The 18,554-nt window shown below is 38.7% G+C and carries 16 protein-coding genes; 2 read left to right on the top strand and 14 right to left on the bottom strand.

The features are described 5' to 3' along the window. The first annotated feature begins 578 nt into the window (after positions 1-578). Positions 579-1,409 carry a polyphosphate kinase 2 gene (gene ppk2, locus ACT29I_RS06140; protein ID WP_430931340.1) on the top strand — a complete coding sequence of 277 codons (831 nt, stop codon included), beginning with the start codon at positions 579-581 and terminating at the stop codon, positions 1,407-1,409. 194 nt (positions 1,410-1,603) lie between these two features. Further along, on the top strand, positions 1,604-4,459 hold the full coding sequence (locus ACT29I_RS06135; RefSeq protein WP_444792945.1) for a hybrid sensor histidine kinase/response regulator transcription factor: 2,856 nt from the start codon (positions 1,604-1,606) through the stop codon (positions 4,457-4,459). A 114-nt stretch (positions 4,460-4,573) separates the two neighbouring features. Here the strand turns inward: ACT29I_RS06135 and ACT29I_RS06130 are convergent, their stop codons facing one another. From ACT29I_RS06130 to ACT29I_RS06065, 14 genes are all read right to left on the bottom strand, one after another. Next, a complete protein-coding gene (locus ACT29I_RS06130; RefSeq protein ID WP_444792944.1) occupies positions 4,574-5,770 on the bottom strand; it encodes a multidrug effflux MFS transporter in 1,197 nt (398 codons plus the stop codon). Positions 5,771-5,819: 49 nt separating this feature from the next. After that, a complete protein-coding gene (locus ACT29I_RS06125) occupies positions 5,820-7,001 on the bottom strand; it encodes a DUF1835 domain-containing protein (RefSeq protein WP_444792943.1) in 1,182 nt (393 codons plus the stop codon). Further along, positions 6,982-7,965, bottom strand: coding sequence for a glycosyltransferase family 2 protein (locus ACT29I_RS06120; RefSeq protein WP_430931336.1), 984 nt, complete (start codon positions 7,963-7,965; stop codon positions 6,982-6,984). The genes ACT29I_RS06125 and ACT29I_RS06120 overlap by 20 nt, the downstream gene beginning before the upstream one ends. Further along, complete coding sequence (locus tag ACT29I_RS06115) at positions 7,962-8,834, bottom strand: glycosyltransferase family 2 protein (RefSeq protein ID WP_430931335.1); 873 nt, start codon at positions 8,832-8,834, stop codon at positions 7,962-7,964. The genes ACT29I_RS06120 and ACT29I_RS06115 overlap by 4 nt, the downstream gene beginning before the upstream one ends. Positions 8,835-8,846: 12 nt before the next feature. Beyond that, positions 8,847-10,058 carry a hypothetical protein gene (locus ACT29I_RS06110; protein WP_444792942.1) on the bottom strand — a complete coding sequence of 404 codons (1,212 nt, stop codon included), beginning with the start codon at positions 10,056-10,058 and terminating at the stop codon, positions 8,847-8,849. Positions 10,059-10,265: 207 nt separating this feature from the next. Further along, positions 10,266-11,495, bottom strand: a complete 1,230-nt coding sequence (locus ACT29I_RS06105) for a glycosyltransferase (protein WP_444792941.1) — start codon at positions 11,493-11,495, stop codon at positions 10,266-10,268. A 15-nt stretch (positions 11,496-11,510) separates the two neighbouring features. Next, entirely contained in the window at positions 11,511-12,635 is a 1,125-nt protein-coding gene (locus tag ACT29I_RS06100) for a glycosyltransferase family 4 protein (RefSeq protein ID WP_444792940.1), read from the bottom strand. Positions 12,636-12,659: 24 nt separating this feature from the next. After that, on the bottom strand, positions 12,660-15,023 hold the full coding sequence (locus ACT29I_RS06095; RefSeq protein ID WP_444792939.1) for a GumC family protein: 2,364 nt from the start codon (positions 15,021-15,023) through the stop codon (positions 12,660-12,662). Beyond that, positions 15,020-15,781: a polysaccharide biosynthesis/export family protein gene (locus ACT29I_RS06090; RefSeq protein ID WP_430931330.1), complete on the bottom strand. Its 762-nt coding sequence runs from the start codon at positions 15,779-15,781 to the stop codon at positions 15,020-15,022. The genes ACT29I_RS06095 and ACT29I_RS06090 overlap by 4 nt, the downstream gene beginning before the upstream one ends. A 340-nt stretch (positions 15,782-16,121) precedes the next feature. Continuing rightward, positions 16,122-16,673, bottom strand: a complete 552-nt coding sequence (gene def / locus ACT29I_RS06085; protein WP_430931329.1) for a peptide deformylase — start codon at positions 16,671-16,673, stop codon at positions 16,122-16,124. After that, a complete protein-coding gene (ruvX, locus tag ACT29I_RS06080) occupies positions 16,670-17,095 on the bottom strand; it encodes a Holliday junction resolvase RuvX (protein WP_430931328.1) in 426 nt (141 codons plus the stop codon). The genes def and ruvX overlap by 4 nt, the downstream gene beginning before the upstream one ends. Before the next feature lie 150 nt (positions 17,096-17,245). Then, a complete protein-coding gene (locus ACT29I_RS06075; RefSeq protein WP_430931327.1) occupies positions 17,246-17,458 on the bottom strand; it encodes a CCE_0567 family metalloprotein in 213 nt (70 codons plus the stop codon). A gap of 5 nt (positions 17,459-17,463) precedes the next feature. Further along, on the bottom strand, positions 17,464-17,715 hold the full coding sequence (locus ACT29I_RS06070; protein ID WP_430931326.1) for a hypothetical protein: 252 nt from the start codon (positions 17,713-17,715) through the stop codon (positions 17,464-17,466). A 172-nt stretch (positions 17,716-17,887) separates the two neighbouring features. Next, a complete protein-coding gene (locus ACT29I_RS06065; protein ID WP_430931325.1) occupies positions 17,888-18,358 on the bottom strand; it encodes a cupin domain-containing protein in 471 nt (156 codons plus the stop codon). Between the last annotated feature and the right edge of the window lie 196 nt (positions 18,359-18,554).

Here is an 18,554-nt window from a genome sequence, read left to right as displayed (position 1 = left end):
ACAAATTTATAGCCGTATGCAGGCAAGCGTTAGTAAAATTGTTACAAAATGTTACAAAATGGTTACATGGATTGATTTTATTAAGGAGCAGTATGAAATATGTTACAATAATGTAACCTGTATTATAACGGCAATGGCCAGACCGAATAATATTTTTTAACAAATCCTTATATTCACGCCTCGTGGTCTGAGATCCGATAAATCTAGATGATTTATTAGAGGTACGTAATGAGCATGTAAAATACCATAAAACAAGGCGTTGCTGAAACAAGGTATAGCACCGCTCTGGTGAGTTGAAGCAACTCAGTAAAACGACTTGTTTTGAAGCAGTTGATTTGCGTAACAGGATTTCTGATGCATATGGCGGGTTTAAAGTCGGACAAGTTGACCAAGGGTTCGTATATTTTAGAAATTTGAATTGAATGAGAGAAGACAAATTTATCTACAGGCGAATTCCAGAACCTCGATCGCACATGCACATCAAGGTGTCGAAACGGTAAATCACCCATACTCCTTTTGTAAGTTCCCACTTTTTTAGTAATTTAAAATCCTACTCAAAAAACAATCAATCGGGAATTATGGGAAATAACGACAAAAAAAAGAACGGCTCAGAAGCTATGTATTCGAAAAACGGCAGCTTGGATAAAAAATTTTATTTTAAAGAATTAGAGCGGCTTCAACTGGAACTTGTCAGGCTTCAAGAGTGGATCAAATACAAGGGGCTTAAGGTGGTGGTGGTTTTTGAGGGAAGGGATGCCGCAGGAAAAGGGGGAGTGATTAAAAGGATAACACAACGTCTAAATCCCAGGATAACTAAAGTTGTTGCTTTACCTGTTCCTACAGAAAGGGAAAAGACCCAGTGGTATTTCCAAAGGTATATACCGCATCTGCCTGCCGCCGGCGAAATGGTTTTGTTCGACCGGAGCTGGTACAACCGAACCGGGGTTGAAAAAGTAATGGGGTTCTGTAACCAGAAACAATACGAAGAGTTTTTACGTTCCTGTCCCGAATTTGAGCGAATGCTGATCCGATCCGGAATTGTCCTTGTGAAATATTGGTTTTCGGTGAGCGACGAGGAACAGGAAAAACGTTTCCTGGAACGCATCCAAGATCCGCTTAAAAGATGGAAAATCAGCGAAATGGACATGGCTTCCCGTACACATTGGGTAGATTATTCCATCGCTAAAGACATGATGTTCAGATATACCGACACCAAGCAAGCACCTTGGTATGTGGTTGAAGGGGACGACAAGAAAAAGGCCAGGTTGAACTGCATAGCACATTTGTTATCATTAATACCCTACGATAAAGTACCGTACGATAAGTTGGAACTCCCTGAATTGCAAGACAAGGTTGGTTATATGCGTCCACCTAAAGACGAACAAACCCATATCCCGGAGCTTTATTAAGGATTTAACCAGCCCACAGCCGGGTGATATTAGGAGGCGGAGTGCGATGAGTTTCGAGTGCTTTGTTATAAAAACTAACGCTTCATTTTAACAAATTAACTCATTGGATAGATGAAAGCACACCTGATTCCAGCATGTCAAGCCAAACATAGTGCTACCGGTCAAGGTTAATTTTCCTCGCATTTTAGCACTGAATGGATCGATATATCGGAGCACTTAAGGAAAGATTTAATCCGAAATTTTGTAATTTTGTAGAAGGAGATCTTAACGTCATGTATAGAAACTACTTTCTGATATTGTTGATAGGGTTATTCACCTTTTCAACATCCTGCAAAAAAAAGAAAGACAAAACCATACACATCGGTTTTTCGCAATGCACCAACCAGGATGCTTGGAGGGAAACCATGAACCGCGAAATGCAGGTGGCAGCATCGTTATACCCCAATATTAAGCTTACCGTTTTAAATGCGGATGGTATCACGAAAAAACAATATATTCAAATCAGGCAATTGATAAATATGGATGTCGATTTGCTGATTATCTCCCCTAACGAATCGGAACCCATCACGTCTATTGCCGAAGAAGCCTTTGATGAGCACATTCCTACCATTATTATCGACAGAAAGATAAGTTCGAAAAAGTACACCGCCTATATTGGAGCAAACAATTACCACATTGGTAAAAATGTTGCCGATTATCTTGGCAACCTGTTCAAAGACAGAAGGGAAATTCTGGAGATAAGAGGTTTGGATGAATCCAGCCCGGGTCAAGAAAGACATCGAGGGTTTATGGATGGACTTAAGCACTATCCCAACCTTGAGGTAACGGAAAGCATAGAGGGCGAGTGGCTGCATGAAAATGCTAAAAATTTGGCAGCTCCGCTTTTAAACGCTCAAAAATTCGATATTGTATTTGGTCATAATGATGTAATGGCCATTGGAGCACGCGAAGTTACACCTGAGGACAAAGCAGCAAATATGTTTTTTGTGGGCATTGATGCATTGCCTAATTTAGGTATGGAAAAAGTGAACGAAAACATACTTCAAGCTTCTTTCTTGTATCCTACAGGTGGTAATTTAGCCATTGAATTAGCCCTCAACATATTAAATAACGAAGAATACGATAAAAACAACGAACTGGCTACCTCGGTTATAGATGCCGGTAATGTGAAGGTGATTAAACTGCAACAACAGCAGGTGTTGGACCACCAAAAAACCATTGACAAACAGATCTCAAGAATGGCTCAACAAGAAGAGGATTTTAACGACCAGCGGAGCTTGTTGAACATAAGCTTGACAAGTTTGGTGCTGTTGGTGGTAGTTGCATTCTGGCTGTTCTACTATTTCATCCGCATCAACAAAAAAAATCATGAGCTGGCCCAAAAGAATGATGCCATCGAAAGACAGAAAAAAGAACTGGAGGAAAAAAACAACCAGATTCTTGAAATGAATAAAGAGGTAGAAGAAGCCACACAAGCCAAACTCAGCTTTTTCACGAATATCAGCCACGAAATCAGAACACCGCTGACTTTGATTCAGGCTCCTGTAAACACCATGATGGATCAGTTCCGCCAGCTCCATCTTCCAACATCATTAATTAAAAACTTGGAGTTGATACATAGAAACTCGGACAGGCTCCTTCGCATTATCAACCAGCTAATGGACTTTAGAAAAGTAGAACTGGGCAAAGCAGGCTTAAGCGTAAGTAAAATAAATATTGTGGATGATTGCGAAAATATCTATCAATCGTTTATTCCCCTGGCTAAACAAAAAGAAATAAACTTTAGTTTTGATAAGGATGAAAACCGCTGTGATATATGGATTGATCAGGATAAGATTGACAAAGTACTTTTCAACCTCCTTTCCAATGCTTTTAAGTTTACGCCGCAAAATGGCGTTATCGTCATCCGGCTAAAAACCAACTTTCCCGATCATGTTTATGTAGAGGTTTCGGATAGCGGCCCGGGTATACCGGAAGCAAAAATCAACGCCCTATTTGAACCTTACGTTCAACAGAATGAACATCGCTCCATGGGTACCGGAATTGGTCTTTCATTATCCAAAGGATTTGTGGAACTTCATCATGGGAAAATCGAGATCAATACGAGCAAGGAAGGCGGCAGCATATTTAAGGTAACCCTGCCAAAAGGAAAGGAACACTTTAAAGAAGATCAGATAATACCCATACGAGAACAGGAAAAAACCCGGAGTTACGATATCAATAGCAAGAACATACAGGACAGCGAACCTTTAATTTCCGGTGAAAGCCATAAAGAACATACTGTTTTGGTTGTCGAGGATGACATGGAGCTTAAACAATATCTTATCAATTTACTCAACGAACATTACTACGTCAAGAGTGCAGAAAATGGCAAGCAGGCCCTTGAAATGATAGAGCTTGAAAATCCGGATATGATTGTTACCGACCTGATGATGCCGGAAATGGACGGACTGGAAATGACCCAACGGATAAAATCCGGACTTGACACCTGCCATCTGCCATTGATCATGTTAACGGCGAAAAGTACCCAGGAACAAAAAATTGAAGGCATTGAAACCGGAGCCGATGCCTATATCGAGAAACCTTTTTCCCCCGAATACCTTTTGGTAAGAATACGTAGATTACTGGAATCCAGAAAAACACTTCAAGAATATTACCAACAACATATTGTGAGCCCGAAAATCGCCAACCATAACGGACAAAATTCGCTGGACAAGAAATTTCTTTCCGGTCTGATCCGGAACCTGGAAAGCAACTACAGCAATGCAAACTTTAGTGTAGAGGAATTCGGTCAACAATTAGGATTGTCGAGAATACATCTTTACAGAAAGGTTAAAGCCCTAACCGGTTTTACCCCATCCGAGTATATTAACAAATACCGTCTTAGAAAAAGCAAAGAATTCCTTTTAAACCAGGAAACCAATATTTCCGGCGTTGCCATGGAGGTCGGTTTTTCGTCGTCGGCATATTTCACCAAAAAGTTTAAGGAGGAATTTGGAGTTACTCCATCGCAGTATTTAAACGAGTCCTCGGTTGGCAGTTCACATTAGGACTGTACATTCATCTGACAACATAGTCAATTTATTGGAAGTGTTATATGCCTTCAACCCCAATGGCAATTGACTATTGACCAATGGCTAATATACTTCTGACTGAAGGCGACACTAATTAACCCTCCTCATTGCCCAGGTGTACAAAACATTACCGGTGAATGTACAACAAAACATGGCCGTGCCAAGTGGCACCAGGTTATCCGCATGAAAAAGGGCTATTACTGTTCCAATCAAAAAACTTAAGATAAATCGTGTAATCCCGATAGTAGCATTGGCCGAACCGCTTACCTGCGGGTTGATGTTAAGTATGGCCGCGGTGCCGTTTCCGAAAACCAGCCCCAAACTCCCTACAAAAAGGACAATACTGGCAAAGACCGCCCAAAAAGAAGGCTCTGACTGTAGAACCGCAACAAACAAAGCAATTCCGGCTATCAACTGAAGCGCCAAGCCTATTCTTAACAAGAATCTGGGTTTGTGTTTTTTTAAAAGAATGGTATTCAAAAAAGAAAGAAGAATATTTAAAACTACATTGGCCCCAAACAATAAAGGAAATTTACTTTGTTCTACGCCAAAAAACTTGATATAAATAAATGAAGCTCCTGTTAAAAAAATATACATTCCTGCCATTGAAAAACTAATGGCAAATAACATGATCACAGATTCTTTGTCCGAGAAAAATATCTTATACTTCTGTAACACTTGCGCTGCGGTAATTTTTCGAGTTATCAGTTTTTGATCCCTGGACTCTGGAACCAGGATGAAAAAACTCACAAATAACAGCACAGCAAAGGCAAACAGAAAATAAAAAACGCCTTGCCACCCCTGGTGTTCAATAAGTAATGCGCCAATAACGGGCGCAAACAGAGGCGCTAACATCATCATCATACTTATGATGGTCACAAACTTGGCCACCTCTTTCCCGGAATACCAATCTCGTATAAACACATTAGACGTAACAGTGGCAAATCCACCACCGAAGGCTTGCGTTACCCGCAGTATAAAAATCAATTCAATGTTATCGCAAAAGGGAATCATCAATGCCGAGATGCCGTATATGGCAATTCCGGATACGGCAATGGGTTTTCGTCCGAATGAATCAGATAGTGGCCCGCCAAAAAAATTACCCACTGCAAAACCCAGGAAATACAAAGTAATGGTGAGTTCAACAACACTGATACGCACCCCAAAGTAAGTAGCCATCATGGGCATGGCTGCCAGGTATGAATCGATAGCAAAGGGAGACAGCGTTACCAAAGCCGCCAACATCACCGTTAATAACAGCGGATTCCGTTTGTGAATATTTTGCATTAAAAAATTGTATTTATTGAAGGAGCGACAAAAGTAATGTTTTATACATTCAATCCTTTATGATGTGCTTCATTCTTTCCAACATCCTTTTGACCTGGATATCGCCAAAGCCGTATATTCCTTCTTGCGCGTTGAATTTTTTGAAGATGTTTGCAAAGTCTTTATTTTCGGATTCAGCCATCACCATTTTTAAAGTTTTCTCGGGGCGGCCCGGGCCATTTTCAGGGAATCTATCGATATGCGCCTGAACAACATCCTCAATATGTTCCATTTTCGGTTTTAGAGGGCTTGCGTTCCTTTTTAATTCCGACCAATTATTCTCCCGGTACGATTCCCAAAGCTTAACTATATGTTTCTTGTCCAGAGTATTAAGCGCTAACCTATTTGCGTAGGAAGCTTTTAATTCCTCTAAACTTAAAACGCCAAAGCCGTGCCACGAATCTTTTATGGGGAGCACCAAATACAAGGTACAATTTCTGCTAAATTCTTTTAACAGGTTTACAATAAACCACATGTTAACCTGACAAAACAAATCCTGCTCAAACCAAAGATTAACGATTGACCCTTTGGGGATTCGTGAAATCTTTTCGATTTCTCCGGCTACGTTTTTTAGATAGTCATCTTTATTGGCACAGAATACTTCCTCAAAAAATATGGCCCTTTCACGCATGAATGCATTTAAAGAAGTTGATTTTACAGGTCCATCTATCAGGCACTCCCTAAAAACGATTTTATCTTTGTTAAACTGATGAAGTTGCTCGAGTAGGCTATCCCCATTCAGAATATGAAATTCGTCAGGATGGTTGTTCAAATGGAAAAGGGTAAAAGGCTTATCAATTCTAATATTAAAACCGATTACCGTTCCCAACAAAGGAATTAGTATTGGCAAAATCCATGCTCTTAGAACATACGGAACGTCATTACTAATAAACAACCTTAAGGCAAGATCAACCCATACAAAAACAAATAAACCAACGATGCCATACAACATTCCCCGCACAACATTTAAGGGTTGCCTAATATAACTTGTATAAATAAATCCCCCTAATCCCACCCCCAGAATAATCCCCAGGTAAACGAGCGAGAAAAATTTAAAATAATAGACATCTAATTGTCCGGCAACATCTTTTACGCCTGATACACTAAATAATATAGCTGAAAAAAAAGCGCCTAATGCCCCCAATAATATTTCCAAAGTAATGTACAGCCATTTATTTTTTTGTTCCTCCATTGATCACTTTTTTGTATTTTAAATCGATATTACCCGGATGAAAAAATAACAATGCCAATAAGTTAAGGATATCTCTTAATAAATGAATTATCAAACGGTTAAAAAAACCTTTAAATCCCGATTTTCGCATGGAAAACAAAACAGCGAGAACTGCAAGAATACAATACATAAGCATGGGGAGCACACTCTTGGTTAGTACAGAAAATACAATTATTATTATTAAAACAATCCATGTTGGGTCGCTGGTGAGCATTCTTTTAAGCACATGTTTATTAAAAATATGGTCGCGGTACAACACTGCCCTGGGGTATACGTGCGAACCGTTTACGAAGGAACGCCACAATCGCTTTCTGTCTTTATAATCTATCGTGTGATGAATGGCCATCAACTCCTTTTTTCTTAACAAAGGAATGCCTTTCCTGGCCAAACGATACCCCAAATCGAGGTCTTGTCCTTTTTTGTATTTGTTTTTCATCCCCCCTACCTCATCCCATTGTTTGCGTTTGATGGCAAATAATCCTCCGGTAGTATATTGAAAGGTATCCTCCCGTACATATATCTTTCTATAAAAATCCTGACGTAAGCATTCGCCTTCATCATTATAATAGTAGTTCATAAAATTACCCGACACAAACTCATATCTTAGATGGCGGGATTCATCCAAAATAAGTTTCAGAAACTCAGGATTGATTTCCATATCACCATCCAGGAAGATCAAATTTTCTCCTTTCGATTCTTTTACACCGATATTACGGGCAATAGCTGCATTGCATGTTCCGGTGATCACAAATGACTTAACCGATGGGAAACTTTGAACGATTTTCAGGCTATGGTCGGTCGATTGCGAATCCACATAGATAATCTCCGCATGCAGTCTGCACTCATCTACCGCTTTAACTATACTCGATAAACATAGTTTCAGGCGCCAGCCTTCGTTTCTGCCTATTACCACAAACGAGATCATAATTTAGACAATAAATTACGTTTGGTATAAAATGCATAAATAGTCCTTAACATCTGCATTGCGAAACCCATTAAAAATAGAGGTTTGGCCGCATGTGACTTATAATACCTATACCACATTTTAATACTTGTCTGCGAATAAGGATTGAAAAACGATTTAAAAAACGTACAGCTGGATTGCTTCACAAAACTCTTGCCCCCACCGGTTTCTTCAATATACGAATGTACCGCAACATCGTAACTGATCAGACAACGATAGCCTGCCTTTTGTATTCGTAATGCCAGGTCGTAATCGGAAGCATATTGCGGGAATCGTTCATTATAGCCATTCACCTCCTTAAATATAGGAACGGGAATGACCGTCCCTCTCCCGTTCAAACATTTTGTGGGATGCAGTCCTCCTAAATTTTCAGGCAGAGGAGTAAACGCCTTATGATATTTTACCTCCTTCGCTTTCCACCAGATGATATTTTTTATTCCTGAGAAGAAAATATACGCTTGCTCTTTTTCGATCAAATTTAAGGTGCCGATCATTGCATCGGGGTTTTGTTGATGCTGTTGAACCAGCTTTTCAATCAGCAAAGTATTAAATATGGTATCATTATTTAAGGTTATAATTAAGCCGGCTCCTTTTTCGATAGCAGCCTTGCAGCCTTCGTTCATGGATTTAGTCCACCACCAGTTTCCGGTCCCTTTCACCAGAATCACCTCAGGAAAGCAACGTATTATCTCGTTTGATGTGCCGTCCGTTGATCCGTCATCCACTACCACAACTCCAAAGTCTTTAAAGGTTTGCTTTTGGAGCAGCCGCAAGCACTGAATGGTGTACGACTTTCGGTTAAAAACCGCTATAACAACATATATTTTCATTCATATCGGGTATCAAGTATCAAGACTTATTTCTTCTTTTTTAAATAAAACAGGCATTAACGTCAAAGAAATAAAAAACACCTTGATAAAATAAATTTGTGAAAAACCTATCAACAAAATGGTTATCAAAGCAAAAATAGCCATTCGCTTATCCACATCGTAAGCTAAACACATGCGAAAAAACGTTAGGTACATCAGGTAAAAATAAATCAGGAATGCAATACCTCCGTACATCACCAAATGGTTGGTCACCCCATTGTTTCGGTGTATGGTTCGGGCGTTTGTCTCTCCCTGAAAACGGGTTGACTCAGACCTTCCCATCCCAAAGAGCGGATACTTTACAAAATCCTGAAAATCGATTTGCGCACTTTTAAAACGTGTGTTATAAGTAGCATCGGTAAAACTCATTTTACGCACAATCTTACTTCCCAAAAAATCAACATTTAAAAATACAGTTACTCCTATTACGAGTACAATGGGGATTACAATGTAACGTCGAATCAAATCCCTGTTCAATACCAGATAAAATATTACAACACCTGCCATCACCAATAGTCCTGATGTTGAAAAGGTAGTCAACACCCCCAGCATCAAGATTCTGTTTTTTTTGTTATTGAGCTGGCCCGTTATAATAATATTGAACAACAAGGCCACTAATAAAAATCCCGAAAATGCTCCCGGTTCCCAAAAAGGGCCTGAATTTCTTTTAAGCCAGATCAAACCTTCACCTTGCGAATTGAAGGTATACAATATAATACTAGGCCAGTTTTTATAGTTGGATGTTTTGATGAGCGGGTTATCAAACATTGGAGCCACCGTGTTTTCAAAGAAACTCTCAAAAGCTCCTATGTAAGAAGTAACATAAAAGAAAAGGCTAACCAGCACCGAGAAAACTAAAACATCTACATAGTACTCCACCGTCTTTCTTCCGACTGCTTTTATCGTCAGGTAGGCGAACAACAACCGGACATGAAGCCCTAAATACGTTTGCACCGGGAGTTCATAGAACTTCAGCATCTGCCCTACTTGAAGGGTTAGTACAGCGGATAAATAATACATAAAAAAACGGTCAATCTTTCTCTGTCGGATAAAGAAAACAACGGCCGGAAATGCCAAAAACACAATCATCATGGCAATATGCGCCTTGTAAAAAAAAGGCACGCCCGAGAACGCGATCAGCAGGTAAACCAGCCAATAATCCGTTATTTTAGTTACATTTATCATAGACGAACGCTATTGTGTTTTTGTTTTTTGATGCTTTATAGTATTAACTTCCTGACATTAAAATACTAAAAACAAATTTTATACTTTAAAACCCCCAATGGGGTTAAATCCGAATAACCACGGGTAAAAAAACGTAAATTCCTGAGCTTTAAAACCTGTAACCCCAAAGTGGTTCAACTCTTTAAATGCATTAACATCTTACCAGCCTCATTCAACAAGTGATTGATACAATTGAATATATTTTTTTGAAACCTCATTAATATCAAAATTATCTACAATAGTTTGTCGGGCTGTTTCCGATAAAAGTATATTGTTTTCCGATTTTGTACAGAATTCTATCCCTTCAGTTAAATCTTCTATATTTTTATGTTTTGCCAGGTATCCGTTGACTTTATGCTTAATCATATCGCCATTTCCCCCTATTTTAAATGCAACAACAGGAGTTGCACATGCCAGGCTCTCCATAATTAAATTGGACAAGTTCTCCTGCAATGAAGGCACCACAGCAACATCCACCGCCGACATATATTCAATCATGAGTTGGTCATCATTGATTTCACCCGGAAAATAAGTCTTTAATCCACTGATTGAGTTTGCATCGCTTTGTTCACCGATCACCACCAATTCGTATTCTTCCGGTTTTAGCATGGTTAACGCCTGGCTGAGGTATTGATATCCTTTTCGGGTTTCCGACAATACATCAACCGCTGCAAACAATATTAGTTTTTTATCGTTTGGCAAATTTAATTTATTGCGACAAGCCTGCTTATCCATTGGCGCAAATATATCCACGTCTATCCCATTAGGTATTTGTTTTATCTTATGGTCCTGTCCAATCAAACTTTGTTTCACACAATCTTGCATCCAGGTACTTAAACCAATAAATGTAATAGGGGAAGTGTTGTTTAAGATTTCTCGTTTACAAGATAGCTGCTTGAAACTTAGTCCATATTCTCCATCTTTTCTTAAGATGGGACAACTTGCACAACCATTTACATATCTTCCACATCCCTCATCGTAATGGCATCCTCCGGTAAACCACCACATATCGTGCAAGGTAATCACAACGGGTATCTTTATTCCTTTCAGTTCATTCAGGTTCATATACCCTCGGTTTATCCAATGTAGATGAACAATATCCGGTTTTTCTGTTTCTATTTTTCTTCGTATCGAATGTGCGGGATATCCTAACGAGAACATTTCTCTGCTTCCTTTTGCCTTACTTTTTATAATCAGCTTTTCAAGCTTAATATATATCTTTGTCAGCTTTTTTTTTGCCTTTCCCTTGTGGATATCAACCACAGTATCATCCGCTGTTCGTTTTGCACCTACCCACATCTTACTCCCAATGCCGACATGAAGCAAACCTTTGTGCAGGCGATAAGCTGCACGTCCGGCACCAAAAAAATCTTTTCCACACAGATGAAGTACTTTCATGGCTTAAACTCAAAATTATGATTCCATATATTCAATCAACTTATCCACGTTTCTTTCCGCGTTAAATTGCTTATTAAAATAATCCTTTCCGTTGCTTAATTGTCGGCTCACATCGTGCCCATCTATAAACTCTTGAAGTGTTGCACGCAAAAAATCGAAATCACCTTGACAACTGAACCCAACGTTTTGCCGACTAAAAACCTGATCGGGGTCAACATTTAAACTTAATATTAGGGTTTTAAAATACCAGCTCTGAATAAAGGTATTTGGCATTCCTTCGCTCAAACTTGTATTTACATACACTTTTGCCCGGGCAAACCATTGGTTGGCCTCCTGATAGCCGACAGAACCGACTACACTCAAATTCTGGGGGATATCTTCCGATAAGATGGAATTACAGGCCGAGCCCAGCATCACAAAATGCCAATCTCGGTTTAATCCAAACTCCTTCGCCAGTTCAATAAATAAATGTGCCTGTTTTACCAAACTGTCGTTACCTACCCACAATATCACATTTTCTTTGTCTTCATCTACCTCCTCCAGTAATGAAAAAGAATTGGGAACGACGATTCCAAGAGTATTAAAATTAGTCTTGTAAGACTGAAGCTGATACTGATTTTGACAAACCACTTTACCCACCCGCTTTTTCACCCATTCAATTAACTTATCAAGGAGGAAAAAATCAGTTTTACGTATCCATTTTTTTATGATATTGGAATAGCTATACGCTTTAAAGTATGTGCTATATTTATTTTTGTGTGCATCAGAATCAAGAGCCAGCGCAAATACCATATGCTTACCCTGTTTCTGGGTATACCAATACGTGGATGCAGTTAAAGCGAAATCTGTTCGTTGGTAGTAATAATGTGCGCTTGTATTTTTCAATACTTTCAACACATCCCAAAACTCCAGTATTCTGATACTTCTTTTTCTGTAATAATGATATTGAATATTATCATTTAGGAACGGAGAGTTACTGATTTGCTTTTCATATCCTAACCCCGCACAAACTACTTCGACCTTCCATCCCCTTTTTAAGAATGCCTGCGACAAGTAATGTACCTGAATTTCGGCACCTCCTGTGGTAAAAGTTACAAAGTGTGGAATAACGAAACATATGCTCCTCATATCATTGTTCATACCTTACTACTTTCAGGATCGTTTTTAGGCGTTATTGTACTTATTGTAGTAATCGTATTTGTATTTTTTGCCCTCGAGCTTGCTTCCGTTTAATACCAAACCATTGTTCTGTATGCCCTTTTGCTTTACTTCCTGCAACACGGAACGAAGCACTTTTTCACTCGTATATTTTTCCCTGACCACGAATAAATTTACATCCGCATATTTCATCAGCATATACCCATCGCTGAGCACTCCAATAGGCGGTGTATCAATAATAATGTAATCGTAATTGGCCTTTAACACTTTAAACAAGGTTTCTGTCAACTCATTCCCTATCAGCTCCAGAGGGTTTGGAGGGATGACCCCGGGGGCTATAAAATCCAGGTGTTCAATTTCGGTATGGATAATAATTTCATCAATCTCATTATTTTTAAGATAGTACGACGTTAGCCCTCTGCGTTTATCGTGTACAAAATCGCTAAACTGTCCCGATTTGCGTAAATCATATCCGACAATTACCGTCTTTTTACCAAAATTAGCCAGGGAAATGGCCAGGTTATTTGCCACAAAGCTTTTGCCTTCCCCCGCTATGCAAGACGAAACCAAAATGGTTTTATGTGCAGCTCCTTCTTTGAAAAATGACAAATTGGTACGTATCGTTCTAAATGTTTCCGTAACCACCGATGCCGGACGACTATGCACCACGAGCTTGCTTCCTTTTTCTTCACTTTTTAAGATGGAACCTAAAAAAGGAACATCCGCAAACTTTTCGGTAAATTCTTGCTCGTTTTTTATTCTATCGTCTATTAAGTCAATAATCACCAGCGCCAAAGCAGGAAGTATAAGTCCCAGAAATAATGCCAGGGCAAAATGAATCTTTGGGTTTGGAAATACTTTTTTCAACACCCGTGCCGGTTCAACAATTAAATGTTCGGGTAAACTACCGGCTTTGGCTATTTGTGCCTCGGCACGTTTTTGTAGCAGAAAGGTGTAAATGGCATCGTTAATATTGAATTTTCGCTGCATTCCCACCAGTTTTCGCTCTGTTTTCGGCAGTGTTTTCACTTGTTGCTCCAGTTGCCTAATCTGATCCTGGAATTTCTCCACTTCGCGTTTTAACGATTCCTTGGAAAAAGTAATGTTGTCGACAATGCTGTTTCTGAGGTTTTCGATTTTAATCTCCAGATTCTTAAAAAACGGCCCTTTTTGCTGATTCCTGGTAATCAGGTCGCTTCTTTGGTTGGAAAGAATTAACAGGTCCCTGATAAATTCGTTCAGTGTTGTATTGGTCACCCCTATAGACGAAGGAACAACAATCTTGCTGTAGTCATCGTCCTGCTGAAAATACTCATCCAAATACTCATAATAATTATAGGCCCGCTCTGTAGTGCTTTTTTGAATTTCCAACTGCTGAAGCCTTTCCAAAACACGGGTGGCCTTGGTGGTTATGTCCATCACCTGATTGGATGCCCGGAACTTCTCCAGTGTGCTTTCGGCAAAGCTCAGTGAATCGGAAATTTCTTCCAGCTGACTATTGATAAACGCGATGGTATTTAATGCCAGATGATTTTTCCGTTCGAGGTTTTTATTAAGGTAAATTTCATTTAGGGTCTGGATAAAATCTACACCTCTGGCAGGCGATTCCGATTTTAATGATAATTGCACCACGCTCACTTCGGTATTTACAGGGTTCACCTTTAATTCCTTTTGATAATTTCGTACCAAAGTTTCAATATCGAAAAACTTAAAAGCATATTTTTGCCCGGCTATTTTTTTTAAATCGACATCTTCATTTAAATAAATCCTAAATTTATAATCTTCCCCCATGATTACTGCCGATTGAAAAAACTCCGCTTCTATTTCCAAGTTTTTTTCCGTGGGATATCCAATTCCCGTGGAATAATTCACTATTCTGTAATCATCTTTATCTGCCCTTAAAACAAACTTCCCGTCCTCCTTAAAAACTACCTCAAACGTTGTGTTGATGATTTGGTTATGCAACGAATCGATGATGACCACAAAGGGCGATTGATTATAAATTTCCTTTTGCAAAAGATTTTCATCGAGATAATAGGCTGTTTCCAGATTTAATTTTTCAATCGTCTCACGGATCAAAGGAGATGAACTCAAGATTAACATCTCGTTTTGGTAGTTCATCTTTTGATCGAACATACTGAAACTTTGAATAAACTCCATCGCTTTTTGTCCATCCAGCCCCATATCTTCTTTTATATAGATGCTGGACGAAACCAAATATTTTGGCTTTAACACCTTAATAGAAACGATGGCCAAAACACAACAAAACACCAATGAAACCACGAACCAATGCCAGTTTTTAAACAGATGCTTAATCACCTTACTGACATCGATATATGAATCATTGTTGGTATTATTTTTTATACTCATTCTTTTACATAGTTAGCAACCAAAATAATGGTTGTAATTGAACTTAGCACCACAGCCCAGGGAAATGCGTCAAATCCCCAGTGTCGCCTTTTCAATGGTTCCACGTAAATGACGTCATCAGCTTGAACATACAGGTCTGCCTCCCCCAACAATGAAATATCGGTTAGATTGACCCTTTTGCGGACTACTTTATTGTTCGCATCCCTCACTATCACTACTTCTCTGCGGTTACCATATTCCGAAATGTCGCCGGCCAGGCCAAGTGCCTGAAATATGCTCAAATACTCGGCCGCATAGAAATATCGCCCTGGCTTATTAACACTACCTAGTACAGTAATGCTTTTATTGACAAAGGTAATTTTTACAGAAGGCGTGTTCAGATAGTCTTCAAGTTCCTTGCGTATTTTTTCGGATGCCTGATCAACTGTCAAGCCTTCAACTTTTGTTTGTCCAACAATAGGCAATTTAACCGCTCCGTCTTTGTCCACCGTGTAGGATACCATGGCCAAATCAAGTTCGGAACGTCCTCCGCCATAACGGTTTGGGTCATTGTTCATAAAGTTAATGTTGCCGTCGTCGAAACTTGAAACCTGGATATAAATTTGATCGAATACCTTAATCGTATTCTCAGATTTTTTATTGGCAAATGATTTTTCGGTATGGTCTAAATCGGGATCCTGCAAATAAATAATGTCTTGCTGCGGAACACATCCGAAAGTTACGACCACAAGGATCAAAAACAGAAAAGCTTTACTCATATTTGATTGGTTTATTTAATAATTGATTATCATGTTAAATACGAGACAATAGACCTATTTACAAGGTGCTTATCCTCAATTTATTACTACAATCATCGTTGATTTTTCAAACAACACTCAATCAGGCACTTAAAAAAACTTATCCAAGTGTTGTTTAAAATCCACCCTAAAATATTTATTCTCGGCCAATATTCTGTTTTTTTTTATATAAAAAACTACATTTTCGATATTAAATCAAACCTTTCACTTTCTATCATTAATCCTTACATAAAAAAAGGGCATCTATAAAATAAACACCCTTGGAAATATTGTAATATAATTTAATTTCTCCAAAAACAAGTTAAGCCGTTTTTATTCTATAGCCAACATCCACTTTCCCTTTAGAAATAGCGGTTAGTTTACCTTTTAACAGCCTTTTTTTTAATGGGGACAGATGATCTACAAACAGAATCCCTTCCACATGGTCGTATTCGTGCTGCACAACCCTGGCAGCAAAACCTTCCAGTTCCTCTTCAACCAGTTCAAAGTTTTCGTTTTCGTACTCAATCTTTATTTTGTTCGGTCGTTTAACTTCTTCGCGAATACCCGGCAAGCTCAGGCACCCCTCTGATTCGTTGCAATTTTCATCGTTTGTTTCCACAATAATTGGATTGATCAAGACACGTTTAAAGTCTTCCAATTCCGGGAATTCTTCCGACAAAGGACTGGCATCAATCACGATTAAGCGAATACTTTTCCCTATTTGAGGTGCTGCCAAACCTATACCATCAGAATGGTGCATGGTTTGCCACATGTCTTCTATCAGTTTCTCCAACCCTTCGTAATCCTCATCAATCTCATCGGCCACCTTTCTCAATACAGGATGACCGTAAACAGTTACCGGTAATATCATAAATTCAAATTTCCTTTTTGTTCCAAATACGACTGCAAGATAATGGTGGCACTTAGTTTGTCCACCAAATTTTTGTCTTGCCTGGCCTTCTTTTTAAGTCCCCCGTCAATCATCGCCTGAAAAGCAATTTTTGAGGTATAACGTTCGTCTACCCATTCAACAGGCATATGCGGGAATTTGTTTCTTAAACGGTTAAAAAAAGGTTTGATGTACCGCATCGATTCCGAATCCTCTCCCGAAGCCTGCCGGGGATATCCCAGCACAATCTGCTCCACATCCTCTTGCTCAAAATATTTTTCCAAATATTCGATTAAAGTATGCGAGGGAACCGTCTCCAAACCGTTTGCAATAATTTGCAAGGGATCTGTTACCGCAAGTCCCGTCTTTTTTCTTCCGTAGTCAATAGCTATTATCCTGCCCACATAAATTCCTTTAGAAAGGCAAAAGTAGTTGTTTTTGCCAATACAACAAGATATTCAGATTCAATATCTACAAAAGAAAATTTGAAGAAAGAAAAAGTTCCTGTTCAATTAATGTTAAATCGAACAGGAACTCCTATCAAAACTACTTAATTACTGCAATCCTTTTTCTTGCAACAATTGCTTGTTTTTTATGCTCCACTCCTTACAAGCCGTATACGCACATTCAGCGTATTTAGGAAGGTCTTCAAAGTCTAACAACAACCTGTCTTCCACTAAATCGTGAAGTTCACTAGCTATTTGACCAGCTTTGAATTTAAGCTTATTCACTTCCTTTTCCAGCTCTTTAATTTGCTCTTCTGTCATTACTGCTACTTTTCTTCGTCGCTTACGGTTGTGATTGAAGATATCTTGCACCAATCATAATAGGTATTAAACACCTTACCATCTATAGTTTCTGAAACCCAAACCACATTTTCTTCAAGAAAAATGGTAGCATTTTTATAGATTTTGCCATCATTGATTTGAAGTTCTACGCCTTTACGTTGTTTTCTTGACAGGGTTCCGTGTAAAGGCATAGTGGCATATTCCAACACCTTTTCCCAAGTTTGTTTTACTTCCATAATAAATTTTTTAAATTAGTAAAACAACCCCACCCTCAAACAATAAACCATCCAACTTAAATAACTGAAAATAAAACCTTACCCATGTGTTAATATACGATATGGTAGGAAATTTAAGCGGTAGTCTACAAAATTGTCGCATCGTACAACTATATTTTGCAAGAAATTATAGTTATACCTTTACTTCCCCATCTATCCTGTATCCGTCGGAAATATTATACCCTGCCAACGAACCAGTTCTCGATTGAACCACCATATATATCATACCTTTATCCGAGGTATTGCTTAATGTTCGTGACCCACGGGGTGATACCCTGACCATTGAACCTTCCTTAATTTCAAATATGTGGTTGTCCACCTGATATTTCCCCTTTCCTTTTATGAAAATATAAATCTCCTCATGTTGATGGTGCCCATGTAAAAAAGGTACGGTGGTATCTGGCGCTAACTCACGGAATGATATTTCCGCACCAGTGGATTTTAAAAGTTCTCCTGTGAAAAGTCGGCTTTTATCTTCAGTTCCGAATTTGGGATGAATAAAACTGTATTCCGACAATTGATCAAAACTCCCTATGTCAATTGCTTTATGGTTTTTACCTTCTGATATTTCTTTAATCATAGCTCCTTTTATTACGAATATCATTTGTAGAACACTTCAGATAAAATAGAGTTCTTAAAAACATATCAAACTAAGGCTATCCAAATTATACTTTTTAAACGAAATATTCTAATAAACGAAACAACCTCATATAAAGTGCTTTAAATTTGAACAAAATACATACTAAACGTGTCTAACATCTGGCAATCTATCATATTTCAATTCTTTGAATGAAAGGGTT

Origin of the sequence: Saccharicrinis sp. GN24d3 (assembly GCF_052400645.1) — a bacterium.
Lineage (GTDB): Bacteria > Bacteroidota > Bacteroidia > Bacteroidales > Marinilabiliaceae > Saccharicrinis.
Note: the sequence above shows the minus strand (reverse complement) of the source record. Positions and strands in the feature narration are given on the sequence as shown.

Bases quoted from the DNA above. Each gene is read 5' to 3' on its own strand.
- ppk2 (WP_430931340.1), top strand. From the start codon at position 579: ATGGGAAATAACGACAAAAAAAAGAACGGCTCAGAAGCTATGTATTCG.
- ACT29I_RS06135 (WP_444792945.1), top strand. From the start codon at position 1,604: ATGGATCGATATATCGGAGCACTTAAGGAAAGATTTAATCCGAAATTT.
- ACT29I_RS06130 (WP_444792944.1), bottom strand. From the start codon at position 5,770: ATGCAAAATATTCACAAACGGAATCCGCTGTTATTAACGGTGATGTTG.
- ACT29I_RS06125 (WP_444792943.1), bottom strand. From the start codon at position 7,001: ATGGAGGAACAAAAAAATAAATGGCTGTACATTACTTTGGAAATATTA.
- ACT29I_RS06120 (WP_430931336.1), bottom strand. From the start codon at position 7,965: ATGATCTCGTTTGTGGTAATAGGCAGAAACGAAGGCTGGCGCCTGAAA.
- ACT29I_RS06115 (WP_430931335.1), bottom strand. From the start codon at position 8,834: ATGAAAATATATGTTGTTATAGCGGTTTTTAACCGAAAGTCGTACACC.
- ACT29I_RS06110 (WP_444792942.1), bottom strand. From the start codon at position 10,058: ATGATAAATGTAACTAAAATAACGGATTATTGGCTGGTTTACCTGCTG.
- ACT29I_RS06105 (WP_444792941.1), bottom strand. From the start codon at position 11,495: ATGAAAGTACTTCATCTGTGTGGAAAAGATTTTTTTGGTGCCGGACGT.
- ACT29I_RS06100 (WP_444792940.1), bottom strand. From the start codon at position 12,635: ATGAACAATGATATGAGGAGCATATGTTTCGTTATTCCACACTTTGTA.
- ACT29I_RS06095 (WP_444792939.1), bottom strand. From the start codon at position 15,023: ATGAGTATAAAAAATAATACCAACAATGATTCATATATCGATGTCAGT.
- ACT29I_RS06090 (WP_430931330.1), bottom strand. From the start codon at position 15,781: ATGAGTAAAGCTTTTCTGTTTTTGATCCTTGTGGTCGTAACTTTCGGA.
- def (WP_430931329.1), bottom strand. From the start codon at position 16,673: ATGATATTACCGGTAACTGTTTACGGTCATCCTGTATTGAGAAAGGTG.
- ACT29I_RS06075 (WP_430931327.1), bottom strand. From the start codon at position 17,458: ATGACAGAAGAGCAAATTAAAGAGCTGGAAAAGGAAGTGAATAAGCTT.
- ACT29I_RS06070 (WP_430931326.1), bottom strand. From the start codon at position 17,715: ATGGAAGTAAAACAAACTTGGGAAAAGGTGTTGGAATATGCCACTATG.
- ACT29I_RS06065 (WP_430931325.1), bottom strand. From the start codon at position 18,358: ATGATATTCGTAATAAAAGGAGCTATGATTAAAGAAATATCAGAAGGT.